Origin of the sequence: Streptomyces sp. NBC_00212, assembly GCF_045206365.1 — a bacterium.
In the GTDB taxonomy this organism is placed as follows: Bacteria; Actinomycetota; Actinomycetes; order Streptomycetales; family Streptomycetaceae; genus Streptomyces.
The window spans coordinates 4,859,532-4,878,415 of the sequence record NZ_CP108115.1; the positions used below are offsets into that span (position 1 = coordinate 4,859,532).

General features: G+C 71.9%; 17 protein-coding genes. 10 read left to right on the plus strand and 7 right to left on the minus strand.

Going from position 1 to position 18,884, the window contains the following annotated elements; genetic code table 11:
• Positions 1-149: 149 nt before the first annotated feature.
• The 7 genes from serC to OHA17_RS22370 form a co-directional block, all read right to left on the minus strand.
• Positions 150-1,268 (minus strand): phosphoserine transaminase, encoded by a 1,119-nt coding sequence (serC, locus tag OHA17_RS22340; protein ID WP_406508066.1) that lies wholly within the window; start codon positions 1,266-1,268, stop codon positions 150-152.
• 546 nt (positions 1,269-1,814) lie between these two features.
• The gene (locus OHA17_RS22345) at positions 1,815-3,074 is read right to left on the minus strand and encodes a cytochrome P450 (protein ID WP_406508067.1); all 1,260 of its coding nucleotides are present in this window, start codon (positions 3,072-3,074) and stop codon (positions 1,815-1,817) included.
• Entirely contained in the window at positions 3,071-4,300 is a 1,230-nt protein-coding gene (locus OHA17_RS22350) for a cytochrome P450 (protein ID WP_406508068.1), read from the minus strand. Before OHA17_RS22350 ends, OHA17_RS22345 begins: the two co-directional genes overlap by 4 nt.
• Positions 4,297-4,914, minus strand: coding sequence for an ATP/GTP-binding protein (locus OHA17_RS22355; RefSeq protein WP_053730806.1), 618 nt, complete (start codon positions 4,912-4,914; stop codon positions 4,297-4,299). Before OHA17_RS22355 ends, OHA17_RS22350 begins: the two co-directional genes overlap by 4 nt.
• Positions 4,895-5,242, minus strand: a complete 348-nt coding sequence (locus OHA17_RS22360; protein WP_406508069.1) for a DUF742 domain-containing protein — start codon at positions 5,240-5,242, stop codon at positions 4,895-4,897. Before OHA17_RS22360 ends, OHA17_RS22355 begins: the two co-directional genes overlap by 20 nt.
• Positions 5,239-5,640 carry a roadblock/LC7 domain-containing protein gene (locus tag OHA17_RS22365; RefSeq protein ID WP_398878536.1) on the minus strand — a complete coding sequence of 134 codons (402 nt, stop codon included), beginning with the start codon at positions 5,638-5,640 and terminating at the stop codon, positions 5,239-5,241. The genes OHA17_RS22360 and OHA17_RS22365 overlap by 4 nt, the downstream gene beginning before the upstream one ends.
• The gene (locus OHA17_RS22370; RefSeq protein ID WP_406508070.1) at positions 5,637-7,088 is read right to left on the minus strand and encodes a sensor histidine kinase; all 1,452 of its coding nucleotides are present in this window, start codon (positions 7,086-7,088) and stop codon (positions 5,637-5,639) included. The genes OHA17_RS22365 and OHA17_RS22370 overlap by 4 nt, the downstream gene beginning before the upstream one ends.
• A 319-nt stretch (positions 7,089-7,407) precedes the next feature.
• Here OHA17_RS22370 and OHA17_RS22375 point away from each other — a divergent pair, with 319 nt between their 5' ends.
• The 10 genes from OHA17_RS22375 to OHA17_RS22420 all read left to right on the plus strand — a co-directional run bounded on the left by OHA17_RS22375 (position 7,408) and on the right by OHA17_RS22420 (position 18,880).
• Positions 7,408-10,296 carry an FAD-binding and (Fe-S)-binding domain-containing protein gene (locus OHA17_RS22375; protein WP_406508071.1) on the plus strand — a complete coding sequence of 963 codons (2,889 nt, stop codon included), beginning with the start codon at positions 7,408-7,410 and terminating at the stop codon, positions 10,294-10,296.
• Positions 10,297-10,485: 189 nt separating this feature from the next.
• Complete coding sequence (locus tag OHA17_RS22380) at positions 10,486-11,436, plus strand: EamA family transporter (RefSeq protein WP_406508072.1); 951 nt, start codon at positions 10,486-10,488, stop codon at positions 11,434-11,436.
• A gap of 442 nt (positions 11,437-11,878) precedes the next feature.
• Positions 11,879-12,121: a hypothetical protein gene (locus OHA17_RS22385; protein ID WP_398878530.1), complete on the plus strand. Its 243-nt coding sequence runs from the start codon at positions 11,879-11,881 to the stop codon at positions 12,119-12,121.
• Positions 12,093-12,614: a DUF6879 family protein gene (locus OHA17_RS22390; protein WP_406508073.1), complete on the plus strand. Its 522-nt coding sequence runs from the start codon at positions 12,093-12,095 to the stop codon at positions 12,612-12,614. Before OHA17_RS22385 ends, OHA17_RS22390 begins: the two co-directional genes overlap by 29 nt.
• Before the next feature lie 16 nt (positions 12,615-12,630).
• Entirely contained in the window at positions 12,631-13,500 is an 870-nt protein-coding gene (locus OHA17_RS22395; RefSeq protein WP_406508074.1) for a helix-turn-helix domain-containing protein, read from the plus strand.
• A gap of 88 nt (positions 13,501-13,588) precedes the next feature.
• Positions 13,589-13,876 (plus strand): hypothetical protein, encoded by a 288-nt coding sequence (locus tag OHA17_RS22400; protein WP_406508075.1) that lies wholly within the window; start codon positions 13,589-13,591, stop codon positions 13,874-13,876.
• Positions 13,857-14,168: a DUF6879 family protein gene (locus OHA17_RS22405; protein ID WP_406508076.1), complete on the plus strand. Its 312-nt coding sequence runs from the start codon at positions 13,857-13,859 to the stop codon at positions 14,166-14,168. Before OHA17_RS22400 ends, OHA17_RS22405 begins: the two co-directional genes overlap by 20 nt.
• A 129-nt stretch (positions 14,169-14,297) precedes the next feature.
• Positions 14,298-15,113, plus strand: coding sequence for a TIGR03084 family metal-binding protein (locus OHA17_RS22410; RefSeq protein ID WP_406508077.1), 816 nt, complete (start codon positions 14,298-14,300; stop codon positions 15,111-15,113).
• The gene (locus OHA17_RS22415) at positions 15,110-16,813 is read left to right on the plus strand and encodes an acyclic terpene utilization AtuA family protein (RefSeq protein ID WP_406508078.1); all 1,704 of its coding nucleotides are present in this window, start codon (positions 15,110-15,112) and stop codon (positions 16,811-16,813) included. The genes OHA17_RS22410 and OHA17_RS22415 overlap by 4 nt, the downstream gene beginning before the upstream one ends.
• A 465-nt stretch (positions 16,814-17,278) precedes the next feature.
• Positions 17,279-18,880 (plus strand): acyl-CoA carboxylase subunit beta, encoded by a 1,602-nt coding sequence (locus OHA17_RS22420; RefSeq protein WP_406508079.1) that lies wholly within the window; start codon positions 17,279-17,281, stop codon positions 18,878-18,880.
• Positions 18,881-18,884: the final 4 nt, after the last annotated feature.

Sequence of the window (18,884 nt, forward strand, 5' to 3'; positions counted from 1 at the left end):
AAGTCCCTTGCGGAATAGGGCGGTTATCGGCCGTGACGCTCCGCTGGGGGTGCGGGGGTGCGTCTGCGGGCCGGTGGCAGCACCCGGGCATGCGCGAGGGCCCGGCACCATCACGGTGCCGGGCCCTCGTCGGCCGAACTAGCTGATGCTCAGAGCTGCTCGATGACGTAGTCGATGCAGGCCGTCAGGGCCTCGACGTCGGCCGGGTCGATCGCCGGGAACATGGCGATGCGCAGCTGGTTGCGGCCGAGCTTGCGGTACGGCTCGGTGTCGACGATGCCGTTGGCGCGCAGCACCTTGGCGATCGCGGCGGCGTCGATGTCGTCCGCGAAGTCGATCGTGCCGATGACCTGCGAGCGCTTGGCCGGGTCGGTGACGAACGGGGCGGCGTGCTTGGAGTCCTCGGCCCAGCCGTACAGGGCGGCGGCGGAGCTGGCGGTGCGGGCCGTCGACCAGGCGAGGCCGCCCTGGCCGTTGATCCACTTCAGCTGCTCGTTGAGCAGGAACAGGGTGGACAGGGCAGGCGTGTTGTACGTCTGGTTCTTCAGCGAGTTGTCGATCGCGGTGGGCAGCGAGAAGAACTCCGGGACGTGGCGGCCGCTCGCGTGGATGCGCTGGGCGCGGTCCAGGGCGGCGGGCGAGAACGCGGCGAGCCACAGGCCGCCGTCGGAGGCGAACGACTTCTGCGGGGCGAAGTAGTAGACGTCGGTCTCGGTGATGTCGACGGGCAGGCCGCCGGCGCCGGAGGTCGCGTCCACCAGGACGAGGGAGCCCTCGTCCGCGCCGGCCACGCGCTTGATCGGGGCGGCGACTCCGGTCGAGGTCTCGTTGTGAGTGAACGCGTACACGTCCACGCCGGCCTCGGCCTTCGGGTCCGGGTGCGTACCCGGGTCGCTGCTGATGACGGTCGGCTCGGCCAGCCAGGGCGCCAGCTTGGCGGCCTTGGCGAACTTGGACGAGAACTCGCCGAAGTTCAGGTGCTGGGACTTGTTCTCGATCAGGCCGTGCGTCGCGATGTCCCAGAACGCGGTGGAGCCGCCGTTGCCCAGGATCACCTCGTAGCCCTCGGGGAGGGAGAAGAGGTCGCGGATGCCCTGGCGCACCTCGCCGACCAGGTTCTTGACCGGGGCCTGGCGGTGGGAGGTGCCGAGGAGGGAGGAACCGGTGGCGGCCAGGGCGTCCAGCGCCTCCGTACGCACCTTGGAGGGGCCCGCGCCGAAACGGCCGTCGGCGGGCTTCATGTCAGCGGGAATCTGGATCTCAGCCACGTGCGCGAGCGTATCCGGTTCTGGCCCGCCCGGTCCGGCGGGTCCGCCGGATGAGACGGGCCCCACAGCGCGAGCCTGAGCCGCCTGGGGCTCCGCCCCAGACCCCGGGGGGTTCGCCCACCCACCCGCCCGTGCAGGGCGTTGGATGGCTCAGCTTCCGGGGGCTGCGCCCCCAGACCCCCAGCGGGGGCTTCGCCCCCTGCACCCCGGGGGGGCGCCCACCCTCCCGCCCGTGCAAGGGGTGGGAGGGTTCGGCTCCTGGGGCTGCGCCCCAGACCCCTTGCGGGGACTTCGTCCCCTGCACCCCTTTCGGGGGCTCCGCCCCCGGACCCCGTTCGCGCCTTAAGGGCGCTCGTCCTCAAGCGCCGGACGGGCTAAAGATGCCGACCCCGCCAGGATCGATCCTGCTAGGGGCGCGGGGAACTGCGCGAGCACCACGTACGGTCCGCGGACGAAAGCGGGTCAGGGGCGCGGGGAACTGCGCGACCAGCCACGTACGGTCCGCAGCCGAACCACGGGGGGCTGGGGGCGGAGCCCCCAGGGTGGCTAGGCCAGTCGTACCGGCAGGGCGAACAGGTCGTTCTGGGTCACTATCGGCTTGTTGCGGAGCTCGGCCCGCGGGACCGCCAAGGTCAGGGAAGGGAAGCGGGCGTACAGGGCCGGGAGGGCGACGCTCGCCTCCAGGCGGGACAGGGCCGCGCCCGGGCAGACGTGCGGGCCATGGCCGAAGGAGATGTGCCGCACCGGAGCCGGGGTGCGGGTGACGTCGAAGTCCCCCGCCGTCGCGCCGTGCTGCGCCTCGTCACGGCCTATCGCCCCGAAGGAGACGATCAGCGCCTCCCCCGCGGGGAGAACCCGGTCGCCCACCGCGACGTCCTCCGTCGCGAAGCGGAACAGGACGTGCGAGGTCGGCGTGGACCAGCGCAACGTCTCCTCGATCACGTTCTCCCACGGCACCACCCCGTCAAGCACCAGCTTGCGCTGCGAGGGGTGCGTCTCCAGGGCCACCACCGCGTTCACGATGAGGCTGATCGTGGTCTCGTGGCCCGCCGCCACCATCAGCTGCAGCGTGTTGGTGATCTCCTCCGTACTGAGGTGGTCGCCGTCCTCGGAGGCGGCGAGCAGCGCACTGGTCAGGTCGTCGCCCGGCGCGCGCCGCTTGGACTCGACGATCCGCCCGAACAGCTCGCCCAGGTCCGCCATCATCCGCGGCACCTCCTCAGGAGGCGTCTGCGTGGAGAAGAACTTCTCGAAGAGGGACTTCATGCGCGGATGGTCGGCCGCGTCCACCCCCATCAGCTCGCTGACCACGCTCATGGGCAGCGGGTACGCGAACTCCGCCTTCAGGTCGACCACTTCACCGGCGTCAAGCTCCGCGAGCCGGTCGAGCATCGACGACGTCAGCGCCTCGATGCCCGCCCGCAGCCGCTCGACCCGGCGTACGGTCAGCGCCTGCGCGACCAGGGTGCGCAGGCGGCGGTGCTCGTCGCCGTCGACGGTCAGCATCGAGCGGCCCGGGTTGGCGAGCCCGATCAGCGGCCAGTCCGGCGGGATCTCGCCGCGCTGCCAGGCACCCCAGCTGTTGATGTCCTTGACCAGGCGGGGGTCGGTCAGGAGCCGGCGGGCCTCCGCGTGGTGCGTCACGGAGTAGCAGGCCACCGAGCCCGGCAGCACGACCCGTACCAGCGGACCGGCCGCGCGCAGCGCCGCGCTCTCGGCGTCGAGGTCGCTGACGAACGGGTCCAGGGTGATCGCGCCGCTGTGGTCCACGGGGCACTGCGACGGGCTGCTCATGGGGTTGCTCATCGGACTGCTCCAAGGGCGGGAGTGGGAGTGAACGTCACGGGAAGCTCGGTCAGACCCCGCAGCCACGGGGAGGGCCGGCGGGTCAACTGCCCGGCGGACGCGGCGAGATCGACGTCCGGCAGCCGGTCGAGCAGCACCTCGATGCCGGTCCGCGCGATGACCTCGGCGACCTCCTGCGCGGGGAACGGGCAGCGGTGCTCGCCGTGCCCGAACGAGAAGAACGCGCTGTTCCCGCCGGTCAGCGCGGCCGCGTCGGTGCGTACCTGAGGGTCGCCGTTGGCCGCGGCCAGGCCGAGCAGGAGCAGGTCGCCGGCCCGGATGTGCCGGCCGCCGAGGCGGGTGTCGCGGGCGGCCCACCGGCCCGCCACGTTCTGGGTGGGGGTGTCCTCCCAGAGCACCTCGTTCATGGCCTCGCCGACGCTGTGCCGCCCGCCCGCGAGCGAGGCCGCGAACCGGTCGTCGGTGAGCATCAGGCGCAGCGAGTTGCCGATCCAGTCCGCGGTGGGCTGGTGCCCGGCGGCCATCATCACCATCAGGTCCTGGCCGACCTCCTCGACGGAGAAGCCGTACGGGTTGGCGAGCATCCGGGACGCCACGTCCTCGCCGGGCTCGACCTGCTTGGCGGTGAGCAGCGCGTACATCGACTCGGCGAGGTGGCGCTGGCCCTCCAGGGCGCCCTCCCGGCCGTTGACCATGTCGTTCATCGCGGTGACCAGGCCGGGGCCCTGCTCGTCGCCGAATCCGTAGAGCCGGGCCAGGACGCGTACCGGCAGGAGCATCGCGTACTGGCCGACGATGTCGCAGCTGCCCGCGCCGCACAGCGCGTCGATCAGCTCGTCCGCGAACCGCTCGGCGTGGCTGCGCAGTTCGAAGGGGTCGACGGCCTCCAGGGCGCCGGACACCATCGCGGCCCGCTCGCGGTGGCGCTCGCCGACGGTGTAGAGGATCGACGGCTGCTTGCGGCCGATCATGGGAAGCAGCGGCCAGTCGGCGGGGATGCGGTCCCACTGGTTCCACAGGTCGGAGTCGCGCGAGAACAGCACCGGGTCGCTGGTGACCTGGTGCAGCTCGCGGTAGCCGAGCACCAGCCAGGCCGGCACGTCGCCGTCCAGGACGACGGGCGCCACCGCGCCGTGGTCGCGCCGCAGGTCGCGGTACAGCTCGTTCGGCTCGGTCTGGAACCGGGGGCCGCCGAGCGGGACGGGGGCGGGGATGGGGCACGTCACGGTAGGAGCTCCGGTGCCTTCTGCAGGCGTGCGAGATGTTCTACGAGGGTGATCAGGACGGTCTTGCTGGACTCGCGCGACCGGGCGTCGCAGCGGACCAGCGGCACCTCGGGCGGCAGGTCGAGAGCCTCGCGGACCTGGGCCTCGGTGTGCGCGGGGCCGCCGAAGTCGTTGCAGGCCACGACGAACGGCGTGCCGTGGTGCTCCAGGCGGTCGATGGCGTACCAGGAGTCGGCCAGGCGCCGGGTGTCCACCAGGACGACCGCGCCGAGGGTGCCCGCGAAAAGGCGGTCCCACAGGAACCAGAACCGCTCCTGTCCTGGCGCGCCGAACAGGTAAAGGACGTTGTGCGCGTCCAGGGTGATGCGGCCGAAGTCGAAGGCGACGGTGGTGGCCGTCTTCGTACGCACCCCGTCGAGGTCGTCCACGGCCTCGCCCGCTTTGGTCATGGTCTCCTCGGTGTTCAGCGGACGTATCTCGCTGACCGAGCGCACCATGGTCGTCTTTCCGACGCCGAAACCACCGACGACGACGATTTTCAGGCCGTTGTCCGCGGTTCCCGCGAGGGCGGGCCGTTCCGAGCGTGCGGGCCGTTCAGAGATTTCGGAGGCCAACGAGCACCTGCTCCAGGATGTCGGGGTCGGGAAGGCGGTGGGCCGAGCGCGGGTGGCGGGCGCTGATGCGGCCCGTGTCGTGCAGGTCGGCGAGCAGGATGCGGACCACCGTGACGGGCAGGCCGAGCTCGGCCGCGATCTCCACGACCGCCGTCGGGAAGCGGCACATTTGCAGGATCGCCACGTGCTCAGACTGCATGCCGGGCACCGGGTCGGACTCGGTGACCACCAGCGTGACCAGGTCGAAGGCGTCCGAGCCGGAGCGGCTGCGGCCGCCGGTGAGGGTGTAGAGCCGGTCCGGCGAGTCGTCCCGGCCCGGCCTGCTCATGCCCGCGGCTCGGCGCTGAGGTATTCGCCGAGCTGCTCCACCAGCTCGGACATGTTGTGGCCGACGAGCCCCGCGTCCGCGTCCTCGGCGGCGACCACCGCGAGGTGCGCGCCCTCGCCGGCCTCGACGATGAAGAGGATGCCGCCGTAGAACTCGGCCATGGCGGAGCGCACCCCGCCGCTTCCGTCGCCGAACTCCATCGACGCCCCGTGCGACAGGCTCTGGATGCCCGCGGCGATCGCGGCCAGCTGGTCGGCCTGGTCGACGGAGAGCTCCGGCGTGCGGCACAGCTTGAGGCCGTCGCGGGACAGGACGAGGCCGTGCCGGGCGCCGGGGGTGCGCTCAAGCAGGTTCTCCAGGAGCCAGTTGAGCTTCTCGTCGGTGGTGGTGCCGGTCATTCGGTGTTGCCTTCCGGGGTGGGGGAGTTCGCGCGTACGGCCTGGCGGAAGCTGCTGAAGCGGGCGGCCGCGCCGGACGCGGCGGTCGAGGCGCGGGCCGGGGCCGCCGGGGCGTCCGGACCATCGGGGTGGGCCGCGGCAAGCGCCCGCCCGCGCTTGCGCCTGGGCAGCCCGCTCTCGCCGAACTGCGGGAATTCGCCACTGGTTTCCGCGCTGGCGCCGGCGCTGGGATCACCGGGGGTGCCGGTGGTGGCGCTGGTCGCGGCGGCGGGCTCGGCGGCCGGCTCGTGAGTGGCCTCCGGCTCGTTGGCCGGCTCGTTGGCCGCCTCCGGCTTGGTGGCGGCCGTCTCCGTCGCCTTCGGCTCCTGCGGTACGTCGGCGGCGGGCGCGGCCGGGGTCGGAGTCGGGGCCGTGCTGACGTGGGTGATCAGCTCGTGCGGGAGCAGCATCAGGGCGCCGGTGCCGCCGCGCGCGGAGGGCCGGAACGACACCGTGAGGCCGTGCTTGCGGGCGAGGCGGCCGACGACCGAGAGGCCGAGCCGGGTGCCGGAGAGTCCGGCCAGGTCCAACGACCGGCCGGAAACGGCCTGTTCGGCCCGGCGCAGCTGCACCTCGCTCATGACCAGACCGCTGTCCTCGACCGTGATGATCACCCCGGCCGGTACTTCCTCGACGTACACGTGGACCTCGGCGGTCGGCGGCGAGAAGTTGGCCGCGTTGTCGAGGAGTTCGGCCAGCGCGTGCATGACGCCCTCGGCGGCGTGTCCGGCGACGGCCGCGTCGCTGGTGGAGTGCAGCCGTACGCGCTGGTAGCCGCCGATGCGGCCCATCGCGCCGCGCAGGATGGACTCCATGACGATGGGCCTGGCCCAGCGGCGGCCCGAACGCGCCCCGGTCAGTACGGCGATGGAGTCCGCGAGGCGGCCCGCCTGTGCGGTGCGGTGGTCGAGGTGGAGGAGGTCGCCGAGCACCTCCTCGTCGGCGTGCCGGTGCTCCATGTCGCGCAGGTCGGCGAGCATGCCGGTGGCCAGCGCCTGCATGCGGCCGGCCGCGTTGGCGGTGGCGGCGAGGGCTGCGGCCCGAGCGGACTCGGCGCGGCGCAGCTCGGCGGTGTGGGCGGCGACCAGGGCCTTGCGCTCGGCGGACTGGGCCGCGTCGAGGCGTACCGCGTCGGCACTGCGCCGGGCGGCGTTGGCCTCCTGGGCGCTGATCTGGCCGTTGAGCGCGGCGAGCCGGGAACGCAGCACACGGTTGCGCAGCACGCTGTGCGTCACGGCGTACGCGCCGGCGCTGAGCAGGGCCGCCGCGGCGCCGAGGCTCCAGCCGACTACGGCGCGGGTGCCGGGCGTGGCCGAGACCACCGCCACCGTGCAGAACGCGCCGGTGACCACCGCGGTGATCAGCAGGGCCAGCGCGGAGGGGCGGGTGAGGGAGGGCGACGCCGTCATCGATCAATGCCTTACAGCGCTTATGGCGGGCGAACGGGGAGCGGGTGTTGAGGGCGGGCTGGGAGGAGATGTGGAACGGGGTGTGGAACGGGGTGTTCCTGTTCCTCGGGGAACGAGGGGCAACTATAGGAGAGTTGGTGATCGAATTGGATAGTTCTTGGTGAAGATTCCCGCTCAGCAAGGTCGTTGACCGGCCACATTCGGCTCATCTTGGTCTGTTTCCGGACACGGGACGGACACGGCGTGACTATGCATCGGACGCGCGGCGGCCCGTGCGGCGCTGAGCCCGTGCGGGGCCGGGGCCGGGCATCCTGGGCCCATGGCAGATGGTGCGAAGGCCCCGGGACTGAAGCGCGAGCAGAGCCGGGAGCAGAGCCGGGAGCAGGGCCAGGAACAGGCATCCGGCCTGGAGCGGGAGCTGGAACGCGAGCTGTCGCGGGTGGTGCGCGGCCGGGTGGACCTCGGTGTCACCGCCCGCGCCCTGACGACGATGGACGCCTCGAACTACCGCCGGGTGCCCCTGGGCGTGGTCGCGCCGCGCGACGCCGACGACGTGGCGGCGGCGCTCGCGGTCTGCCGGACGTACGGGGTGCCGGTGGTGCCGCGCGGCGGCGGCACCTCGATCGCGGGCCAGGCCACCGGCACCGGGATCGTGCTCGACTTCACCCGTTTCATGTGCTCGCTCGTCTCGGTGGACGCGGCGGCCCGAACCGCCGTGGTGCAGCCCGGGGTTGTGCTCGACACCCTGCGGGACGCGGTCGCGCCGCACGGGCTCACCTTCGGCCCCGACCCCTCGACGCACAGCAGGTGCACGCTCGGCGGGATGATCGGCAACAACGCCTGCGGGGCACACTCGGTGCGGTGGGGGACGACGGCTGACAACATCCGTGATCTGACCGTCGTCAGCGCACAGGGCACTGTTCACCAACTGGCACAGGGATGGCAGAACTCGACATCACCTGTTGGTCTACGCGATTTCGTCATCCGTCATCTGTCAGCGCTCCGCACCGGCTACCCCCAGGACCTCCCGCGCCGCATCTCCGGTTACGCGATGGACGCCCTGCTCCCCGAGCGCGGGGCCGATCTTGCACGGGCGTTCTGCGGTAGCGAGGGCACGCTGGGGGTGGTGACCGAGGCCACCGTACGCCTGGTGGAGTCGCCGCCCGCCCGCGCGCTCGCCGTGCTCGGCTACCCCGACGAGAGCGCGGCCGCCGAGGCGGCACCCGGGCTGCTTCCGTACCGCCCGCTGACGGTGGAGGGCATGGCCGCCGATCTCGTACGGGTACGGGGCGAGGCCGGCCTGCCGCGCGGCGGGGCCTGGCTGTTCGTCGAGGCCGGCGGGGCGACGGAGGCCGAAGCGCGTGCGCGGGCACAGGAGTTGGCGCGGGCGGGCGACGCTCTTGAGGCCGCCGTGGTGAGCGACCCGGCCGAGGTGCGCGCGCTGTGGCGGATCCGCGAGGACGCGGCGGGCACCGCGACCCGCATGCCCGACGGCACCGAGGCCTGGCCCGGCTGGGAGGACTGCGCGGTCCCGCCCGCTCAACTGGGGGCATATTTGCGGGAGTTCAGATCCCTGCTCTCCTCGTACGGGCTGCGCGGCACCCCGTACGGGCACTTCGGGGACGGCTGCATCCACGTCCGCATCGACTTCGACCTGCTGACCCCCGCCGGGATCGGTCGTTTCCGCGCGTTCTCCGAGGACCTGGCCGATCTGGTGGTCGCGCACGGCGGCTCGCTCAGCGGCGAGCACGGCGACGGGCAGGCCCGCGCGGAACTGCTCCCGAAGATGTACGGAGGCGAACTCGTCGGCCTGTTCGGCGAGTTCAAGGACTTGTGGGACCCGGATGGCCTGCTCAATCCAGGGATCCTCGCCCGGCCCGCGCGGCTTGACGAGAACCTGCGCTTCGAGGCGCTGCCGAAGCGTCCGGTGGACGTGGAGTTCGGCTACCCGCACGACGGGGGTGACTTCGCGGCGGCGGTGCGCAGATGTGTGGGGGTCGCCAAGTGCCGTACGGACAAAGGGAGTTCGAAGGGCGACGACGTCATGTGTCCGTCTTTCCGGGCCACCGGCGAAGAGGGGCACTCGACGCGGGGCCGGGCGCGGCTGCTGCACGAGATGCTGGCGGGGGAGGTGGTCACGGACGGCTGGCGCTCGGAGGAGGTGCGGGACGTGCTCGACCTGTGCCTGTCCTGCAAGGGCTGCCGGAGCGACTGTCCGGTGGGCGTGGACATGGCGACGTACAAGGCGGAGTTCCTGCACCACCACTACGAAGGGCGCCTGCGCCCCGCCTCCCACTATGCGCTGGGCCGGCTCCCCGGGTGGCTGCGGGCGGCCGCGCCGCTGGCCCGCCCCCTGAACGCGGCGGCCCGGGTCCGCCCGCTGGCCGCGTTCGCGAAACGTCTCGCAGGGATCGCGCCGGAGCGAACGCTTCCGCAGCTGGCCCCGCACACCTTCCTGAGCGAGCTGCGGAAGCGCCCGGTGCCGGGTGACTCGACGGTGATCCTTTGGCCGGACACCTTCACCAACCACCTTTCCCCGGAGGTGGGGCGTGCGGCCCTGCGGGTGCTGTCGGAGGCGGGACTGGAGGCGGAGGTTCCGGCGGGGCGGGTCTGCTGCGGGCTCACCTATGTGTCCACGGGCCAGCTGGACTGGGCGAAGGTGGTGCTCGGCCACACCCTGGACGCGATGGAGCCGTACCTGAGCGGGGCGGACCGTCCCCTGGTCGTACTCGAACCGAGCTGCGCGGCCACCCTGCGCACGGACCTGCCGGAACTGCTCCCCGCCGACCCGCGGGCGGCCCGCCTCGCCGCTTCGGTGCGCACCTTCGCCGAGGCCCTTCAGGAGTGCGCGCCGCACTGGGCGCCGCCGCGCCTCGATCGCCCCGTGGTCGGCCAGACCCACTGCCACCAGCACGCGGTCCTGGGTGACGAGGCCGACCGCCGCCTGCGCGAGAAGGCCGGCCTGACGGGCGAGCTCAGAGGCGGGTGCTGCGGTCTCGCCGGGAACTTCGGGTTCGAGCGGGGCCACTGGGAGGTGTCGGTGGCCTGCGCGGAGGACCAGCTGCTGCCTTCGGTACGGGGTGCCGCCCCTGGCACGGAAGTCCTTGCCGACGGCTACTCCTGCCGTACGCAACTGGCCCAGCTGGCGGGCCGCAGGGCGAGGCACCTGGCGGAGGTGCTGGCGGAGGGCCTGGACGGTGAGGGGTAGGGCTACCCGGAGCCGCTTACATTAGATGGAGCGAGTTGTTCCGCTTCCCGCGGAAAGACGGTTGCGCCAAGCGGGTGCAGTCCAAGATATTGAATCCATAAGTGCATTCTGCTGGACTGCTGGAGTGAGTGGGCCGATGGTGGCTCGTCGGCCGCGCCGAATGCTGAATCCGATGGGAGAGGAGCGCCGGTGAATCCGGTCAAGGGTGCGGGTGCGGCAGAGCCGGTCGCGGCGGCCGCCGTCGCCGTACCGGAGGCTGCCGGTGCGCTGAAGGGCGCGGGCCGGGGCGGGCGCCGGGCGGCGTTCGGGCCGGTCGCGCTGGTGGTGGCGGGCGGCATATCGGTGCAGTTCGGGGCCGCGGTGGCGGTGACGCTGATGCCGAGGGCGGGCGCCGCGGGAGTCGTCACGCTGCGGCTCGTCGCCGCGGCGATCGTCCTCCTGCTGGTGTGCCGGCCGAAGCTGCGGGGGCATTCGCGGGCGGACTGGGGAACGGTGGTCGCGTTCGGGGTGGCGATGGCCGGCATGAACGGGCTGTTCTACCAGGCGGTCGACCGCATCCCGCTCGGCGTCGCGGTCACCCTGGAGGTCCTCGGCCCGCTGGCCCTGTCGGTGTTCGCGTCGCGCCGCCTCGTCAACGTCCTGTGGGCCGCGCTGGCCCTCGCGGGCGTCGTCCTGCTCGGCGGGGGCGGCTTCGGCAGCCTGGACGCGGTGGGGGTGGCGTACGCACTGGGGGCGGGTGTGTGCTGGGCGGTGTACATCCTGTTCAGCGCCCGTACGGGCCGCCGCTTCCCCCAGGCCGACGGGCTCGCCCTCGCCATGGCGGTGGCGGCGGTCCTGTTCCTGCCGATCGGCATCGCGCAGGCGGGCGGGAAGCTGCTCGTCCCCTCCACCATGGCGCTGGGCGCGGCGGTGGCCGTCCTGTCCTCGGTCCTCCCCTACACCCTGGAACTCCTGGCCCTGCGCCGCCTGCCCGCGTCCGCCTTCGCGATCCTGATGAGCCTGGAGCCGGCGATCGCAGCGACGGCGGGCTTCCTGATCTTGAGCCAGGCCCTGTCCTGGCCCCAGGCACTGGCCATCGCCCTGGTGATCGGCGCGAGCATGGGGGCGGTGCGGACGCAGATCCGGGCGGTCTCGGGATAGCCCTGGGTGCGGCGGGGTGGCTCCCTTGGCGGGGGCGGGCGGTGCGTATCGGGGTGGCCTGGGCTGGGCGATGCGGGGCTCCGCCCCGGACCCGGGAGGCTTACCCACCCGCCCGCCCGTGCAAGGGGTTGGACGGTCTGGCCCCTGGGGCTGCGCCCCGGCCCTTCCTGGCGGGGCTGCGATCCCTGCATCGCCTCTCGGAGGTTTCGCCCCCGGCACGCTGGAATGCCCACCCACCCCGTCCGCGACGCTGGCCCCTGCCCGCCCCTCCCTGCCGCGGCGTTCAACCGCCAACTGGACAAGCCCTCTTGACGCTGTTCGGCTTGATGGGCAACGCTCATAGAACGTTGTGGAATGTCGCGAAACGTAGCGCCGCGAGGTGTGGCGCCACGTAGGGCAATGAACATCGTCGCGGGCAAGTGAAAAACCGGAGGCGGCAGCCATGGCACTGCGGTTCATCGCGAAGGATCCCAACACCAATGGAGCCCAGTGCCCGACGGCCTGGGTGGACGAGGAAGCGGAAGAGGTCGTCATTCAGGGCTGGAAGGCCGGCGAGGCGCTGTTGGCCCAGTGCCGCGAGACCGGACCCGTCCCCGAGACGGAAGCCGTGGTGCGGCTGCCGATCCGCATGGTGGCCGCACTCAGGGAGGCATGCGATGTCGCAGACCGACTCGGCGTTCGTTGACCTGCTGGCCAACACGCGCCATTCGGCTGTGCACCTGGAGCTGCGCGACTCGTACGGAATCGGTGAGGAGGCCTCCGAATTCGCCGGGTGGCGGGCCGGTTGGCGGCCCCACCCGGATCCCGCGACATGGTGGAACGACTTCCACACCTGGGTGCGGGACGCGACGGCGCGCGGGGTGGCGTTCCGCCGGGCCCGGATCGTGTCGGAGCCGGTGAGCGAGTACATCCGGTACGAGTACGAGTGCACCTACCAGAACATCGCCGCAGGCGAGTCGGTGCGCTGGCTGCCGCGCCGGAAGGCGTCCGATCTGGCCCTGCCCGGCAACGACTTCTGGCTGTTCGACGGGCGGCTGATCATGTGGAACCACTTCACGGGCGAGGGCGGCTCGGCGGGCCCGGAGCTGGACGAACGCCCCGACGTGGCGAAGCTGTGCGCGGCGGCGTTCGACGCCGTGTGGGAGCGGGCCACGCCGCACGAGGACTACCGGATCTGACGGATCGTCACGCCCTATGTCCGCGTCTGCGTCAACGAGTGTTCAAGCAGCCCGCAAGGCCGTCGCCGACCGCCTCCGGGAGATCCGGCAGGACGCGGGCATCTCGGGCCAGGCCCTGGCGGCCCGTGCGGGTTGGTACAAGTCCAAGGTCTCGCGCCTGGAGAATGCCGTCACCCCGGCGTCCGCCGAGGACATCCGGGCATGGTGCCGGGCCTGCGGGGCGGACAGCGAGACAGGGGACCTGATCGCCGCCACTCGCTCGGCGGACAACATGTACGTCGAGTGGCGGCGCGTGCAGCGCTCGGGGCTGCGACAGCTCCAGGAGTCGTACCTGCCGCTGTACGAGCGGACCCGCGTGTTCCGTACGTACTGCGCGAACGTGGTGCCCGGCGTGCTCCAGACCCACGCCTATGCGACGGCACTCATGCGTTCCATCAGCGAGTTCCACGAGACGCCGGACGACGTGGCCGGCGCCGTCGAGGCACGGCTGGCCCGGTCGGCCCGCGTGGTACGGCAGGGGGACCACCGGTTCGCCCTGGTGCTGGAGGAATCGGTGCTGCGCCACCGCGTCGGCGACGCCGAGACGATGGCCGGACAACTGGGCCACTTGCTGTCCGCCATGGCATTCCCGTCCATATCGCTGGGTGTCATCCCCTTCGCGGCCGAGCGCCGTATGTGGATGATCGAAACGTTCACGGTGTACGACGAGGAGCAGACCGAGGCGGAGCTGCTGACGGCCCGGGTCAACGTGACCACGCCGACCGAAGTGCGGCAGTACCTCAAGGCGTTCACGGAATTCGCCAAGCTCGCTGTTCACGGGGCCGATGCACGGGCACTGATCACGTCCGCCATCGATGCCCTGGACCAATCGGCACAGGACTCGTAGAACTCCGTGGAACTTCCTAGGAGTTGAGGCCGCCGAATTCCTAACGTGGTTAACCACCAGCACCACGCGAAGGGACGGCGACACGGTGATGAGCGATTCAGGGACCAGCCCCCGCACCTACCCCCAACCACCGATCGAACTGGCAGGGTTCGTCGAGAACTACCTCTACGGCTGCGCTCCCGTGGCGGAGTGCGGGGTCTGCGTGGCTCTGGCCGGGGAACTGGCGGCGGCCCGCCGGGACAAGGAGTACAGCAAGGCGTACGACGCGGCGGCCGAGATCCGGAACCACCCCCACCCGGCCCGAGCCCCGAGGGCGGCTTCCAGTCCGGCCATTTTGCGAGCCGAAGGCGGCGACGGTGACGTATCCGGTGCGTGAGGCGCTGGCGAACGCGCGACGGTCCGCCGTGCATCTGGAAATGCGCGACAGCTACACCCCTGACGACCCGGAGTTCGTCCGTTGGCGGTCCGGCCACCGATACGGGAACGACCCTGCGAGGCTCCCCGACTGGTGGGGAGCCTGGCGGGACGTGGTGGGCGGGGCGACGGCGCGCGGGGTCGTGATGCGCAGGGCTCGCATCGTCTCCGAGCCGGTCACCGACTACATCCGGTACGAGCACGAAGCGGTGTGGGAGCGGGCCACGCCGCACGTGGAGTACCAGCTCGCCTGACCCCTGTTGGCGGAAGGGCAAGGCGGGGGGGGGCAAGCAAGGCCGAAAATAAATGCAAGCACGCTTGCTTGTTTCTAGCCCGCCTGCCATGCTCCGGGGCACACCCGCTGTCCCGGAGGGGAGCGCACCGTGTCCGAACCGGCCGGTCCAATCGACGCCGTTCTCGCCGTCCTCGACGACCTGCGTGCCGAAGGGGGTGAACTCGACGTATTGGTAAGGGAGTTGAGCCCCGCGCAGTGGTCCACCCCCACCGCCGCCCCCGCGTGGACCATCGCGCATCAGGTCGCCCACCTCGCCTGGACCGACACCGCCGCCCTGCTCGCCGTCAGCGACCCCGACGCCTTCGCGGCGGAGGTCGAGAAGGCCGTCGCGTCGCCGGACACCTTCGTGGACGACGGGGCCGAGGCCGGGGCCCTGCTCCCGCCCGCCGAGCTCCTCGCGTGGTGGCGGGACAGTCGCGTACAGCTTCAACAGGCCTTGCGTGACGCGCCGGTCGGGGCGAAGTTCCCCTGGTACGGGCCGCCCATGTCCACCGCGTCCATGGCCACCGGCCGCCTCATGGAGACCTGGGCGCACGGCCAGGACGTCCTCGACGCCCTCGGTCGCACCCGCAAGCCCACCGACCGGCTCTGCCACGTCGCCCGCATCGGCATCCGCGCCCGCAACTACGCGTTCACGGTACGAGGGTTGACGCCCCCGGCCGAAGAATTCCGCGTCGAGCTCACCGCGCCGGACGGCGCAAGCACGTGGACGTACGGGCCGGACGGCGCCCAACAGCGCGTCACCGGGCCCGCGTTGGACTTCTGTCTCCTTGTCACCCAGCGCCTGCACCGGTCCGACACCGCCGTGCGGGCCGAAGGCGCCGACGCCGACCGCTGGCTCGACATCGCGCAGGCCTTCGCCGGCCCGGTCGGCCCCGGCCGCCCGCCCAAGGGCGCCGCATGAACCAGGACGGGCGAATACTGCGGATCGGCAACGCCTCCGGGTTCTACGGCGACCGGTTCGACGCGATGCGGGAGATGCTGACCGGCGGCCCCCTCGACGTCCTCACCGGCGACTACCTCGCCGAGCTCACCCTGCTGATCCTCGGCCGCGACCGGCTGCGTGACCCGCGGCTCGGGTACGCCAAGACGTTCCTGCGGCAACTGGAGGAGTGCCTCGGGACCGCGAAGGAACGCGGGGTGCGCATCGTCGCCAACGCGGGCGGGCTCAACCCGGCCGGACTGGCGGATGCGGTACGGGAGTTGAGCGAGCGCGTCGGCGTACCCGTACGGGTCGCTCATGTCGAGGGCGACGCCCTGCCGCTGCCGGACGGGGCGCTCACGGCGAACGCGTATCTCGGTGGCGGTGGCATCGCGGCGTGCCTGCGCGGCGGGGCGGACGTCGTCGTCACCGGACGGGTCACGGACGCGGCCCTGGTCACCGGGCCGGCCGCGTGGTGGTTCGGCTGGGGGCCCGAGGAGTACGACGCGCTCGCGGGCGCGGTCGTCGCCGGGCACGTCCTGGAGTGCGGCACCCAGGCCACCGGCGGGAACTACGCCTTCTTCACGGAATTCGTGGGCCGCGACCTCATCCGGCCCGGCTTCCCCCTCGCCGAGATCCACGCCGACGGCAGCTGCGTCATCACCAAGCACCCCGGCACGGGCGGGGTCGTCGACACCGGCACGGTCACCGCGCAGCTCCTGTACGAGACGTCCGGCGCCCGGTATCCCGGCCCCGATGTCACCGCGCGGCTCGACACCGTACGGCTCGACCAGGACGGGCCCGACCGGGTGCGCATCACCGGCGTACGGGGCGAGGCGCCGCCGCCGACCCTCAAGGCGGGGGTCAACCGCATCGGCGGCTGGCGCAACGAGGTCGTGTTCGTGCTGACCGGGCTCGATGTCGAGGCGAAGGCGTCGCTGGTACGGGGGCAGATCGAAGATGCCTTCGGGCGCGCCAAGTGCCGTCCGGCGATGGTCGGGTGGGAGCTGTCCCGTACCGACCGGCCGGACGCGTCCACCGAGGAATGCGCGAGTGCGCTGCTGCGCCTTGTCGTGCGGGATCCCGACCCCGAGGCGGTGGGGCGCGTGGTGAGCGGCGCGGCGATCGAGCTGGCGCTCGGCAGCTACCCCGGCTTCCACGTCACGGCTCCGCCGGGAAAGGGAGCGCCGTACGGGGTGTTCTCGGCGGTGCATGTGGATGCGGGGTCGGTGGAGCACGTGGCTGTACTCCCCGATGGTGTACGGGAGTTGATCCCACCCGCACCGCGTACCGCCCGCCTGGAGGCGGTGCCGGAACCCGCTCTGCCTCCCTTTGCGGAGCCGGGGCCCACTCGGCGGGTGCCGCTGGGGTTGGTGGCCGGGGCCCGGAGCGGGGACAAGGGCGGGGACGTGAACGTGGGGGTCTGGGTTCGGGAGGAGGGGGCGTGGGGGTGGTTGGTGCATGCGTTGACTGTGGACTCGTTTCGCCAACTGCTGCCTGAGGCAGGGGAGTTGGCGGTCACCCGGCATGTCTTGCCGAATCTGCGGGCGCTGAATTTCGTGGTGGAGGGGTTGTTGGGGGAGGGGGTCGCTGCGCAGGCCCGGTTCGACCCGCAGGGGAAGGGGGTGGGGGAGTGGTTGCGGAGCCGGGTGGTGGGGGTGCCGGTGGATTTGCTGGAGTGAGCCCCCCACCCCGCCCCTTCCCGCTGTGACACTCTGCGGCTCCGCCGCGTGGCCTCCGGGGGCGGGGTGCGGGTCGGGCGGGGTGCGCTGGGGCTCTGCCCCAGACCCCGATGGCCCCGCCCCACCCCTTCCCACTGAGACACTGTGCGGCTCCGCCGCGTGGCCTCCGGGGGTGAGTTGGTTCGCCTGCGGGCCGTGCGTGGCTGGTCGCGCAGTTCCCCGCGCCCCTGGCAGGGCTGGTGCTGGCCGGCACTGGCATCTTCAGCCTGTCCGGCGTTTGAGGACGAGCGCTTTAGGCGCGAACGGGGTCTGGGGCGGAGCCCCAGGCAACGACCGCCGAGCCGCGCCCGAACGACATCCCCCGGAGGGTCTAGGGAAGGGGCGGGGAGGGGAACCCGCCCGCCGCAGGCGCCCCCCCACCCGCACCCACCCCAACCACCCCCCCCCGCCCCCCAAGGAGCCCCCATGCCCACCCTCCCCACCACCCTCACCCCCACCACCCCCGAACGCCGCCAGGCAGCCGCAGCCATGCGGGCCAAGCTCGACGCGTTGAGCGGTGAGCACGAGAAGGCTCTCGCCGGTGGCGGGGCCAAATACACCGACCGGCACCGAAGGCGCGGAAAGCTACTGGCCCGCGAGCGCGTCGAGTTGCTGCTCGACCCCGACACCCCGTTCCTGGAACTGTCGCCGCTCGCGGCGTGGGGCAGCGACTACCCGGTCGGCGCCTCGATGGTCACCGGCATCGGCACCGTCGAGGGCGTCGAGTGCCTGATCACCGCCAACGACCCCACCGTGCGCGGCGGCGCGTCCAACCCCTGGACGCTCAAGAAGGCCCTGCGCGCCAACGAGATCGCGTACACCAACCGGCTGCCCTGCATCAGCCTCGTCGAGTCCGGCGGCGCCGATCTCCCCTCCCAGAAGGAGATCTTCATCCCGGGCGGGGCGATCTTCCGGGACATCACGCGGCTGTCCGCGGCCGGCATTCCCACCATCGCCGTCGTCTTCGGGAACTCGACGGCCGGCGGCGCGTACGTCCCCGGCATGTCGGACCACACGGTGATGATCAGGGAACAGAGCAAGGTGTTTCTCGGGGGGCCGCCCCTGGTGAAAATGGCCACCGGCGAGGAGAGCGACGACGAGTCGCTCGGCGGGGCCGAGATGCACGCCCGTACCTCCGGGCTCGCCGATCACTTCGCCGTCGACGAGCAGGACGCGATACGCCAGGCCCGCCGCATCGTCGCCCGCCTCAACCACCGCAAGGCGCACCCGGATCCGGCCAAGATCGTCGAGCCGCCCAAGTACGACGAGGAAGAGCTGCTCGGCATCGTGCCCGAGGACCTCAAGACCCCCTTCGATCCGCGCGAGGTCATCGCCCGGATCGTGGACGGCTCGGACTTCGACGAGTTCAAGGCGCTCTACGGGCCCAGCCTGGTCACCGGCTGGGCCGAGCTGCACGGCTACCCCATCGGCATCCTCGCCAACGCCCAGGGCGTCCTCTTCTCCGCCGAGTCGCAGAAGGCCGCCCAGTTCATCCAGCTCGCCAACCAGCGCGACATCCCCCTCCTCTTCCTCCACAACACCACCGGCTACATGGTCGGCAAGGAGTACGAGCAGGGCGGCATCATCAAGCACGGCGCGATGATGATCAATGCGGTGTCGAATTCCAGAGTTCCTCATCTGTCAGTGCTGCTGGGGGCCTCCTACGGAGCCGGGCACTACGGCATGTGCGGCCGCGCCTACGACCCCCGCTTCCTCTTCGCCTGGCCGAGTGCCAAGTCCGCCGTCATGGGGCCGCAGCAGCTGGCCGGCGTCCTGTCGATCGTGGCCCGGGCCTCCGCCGAGGCCAAGGGGCAGCCGTACGACGACGACGCGGACGCCGCGCTGCGCGCCATGGTGGAGCAGCAGATCGAAGCCGAGTCGCTGCCGATGTTCCTGTCCGGGCGGCTGTACGACGACGGGGTCATCGACCCCCGCGACACCCGCACCGTCCTCGGAATCTGCCTTTCGGCGATCCACACCGCCCCCGTCGAAGGCGCCCGCGGCGGCTTCGGCATCTTCCGGATGTGAGGGC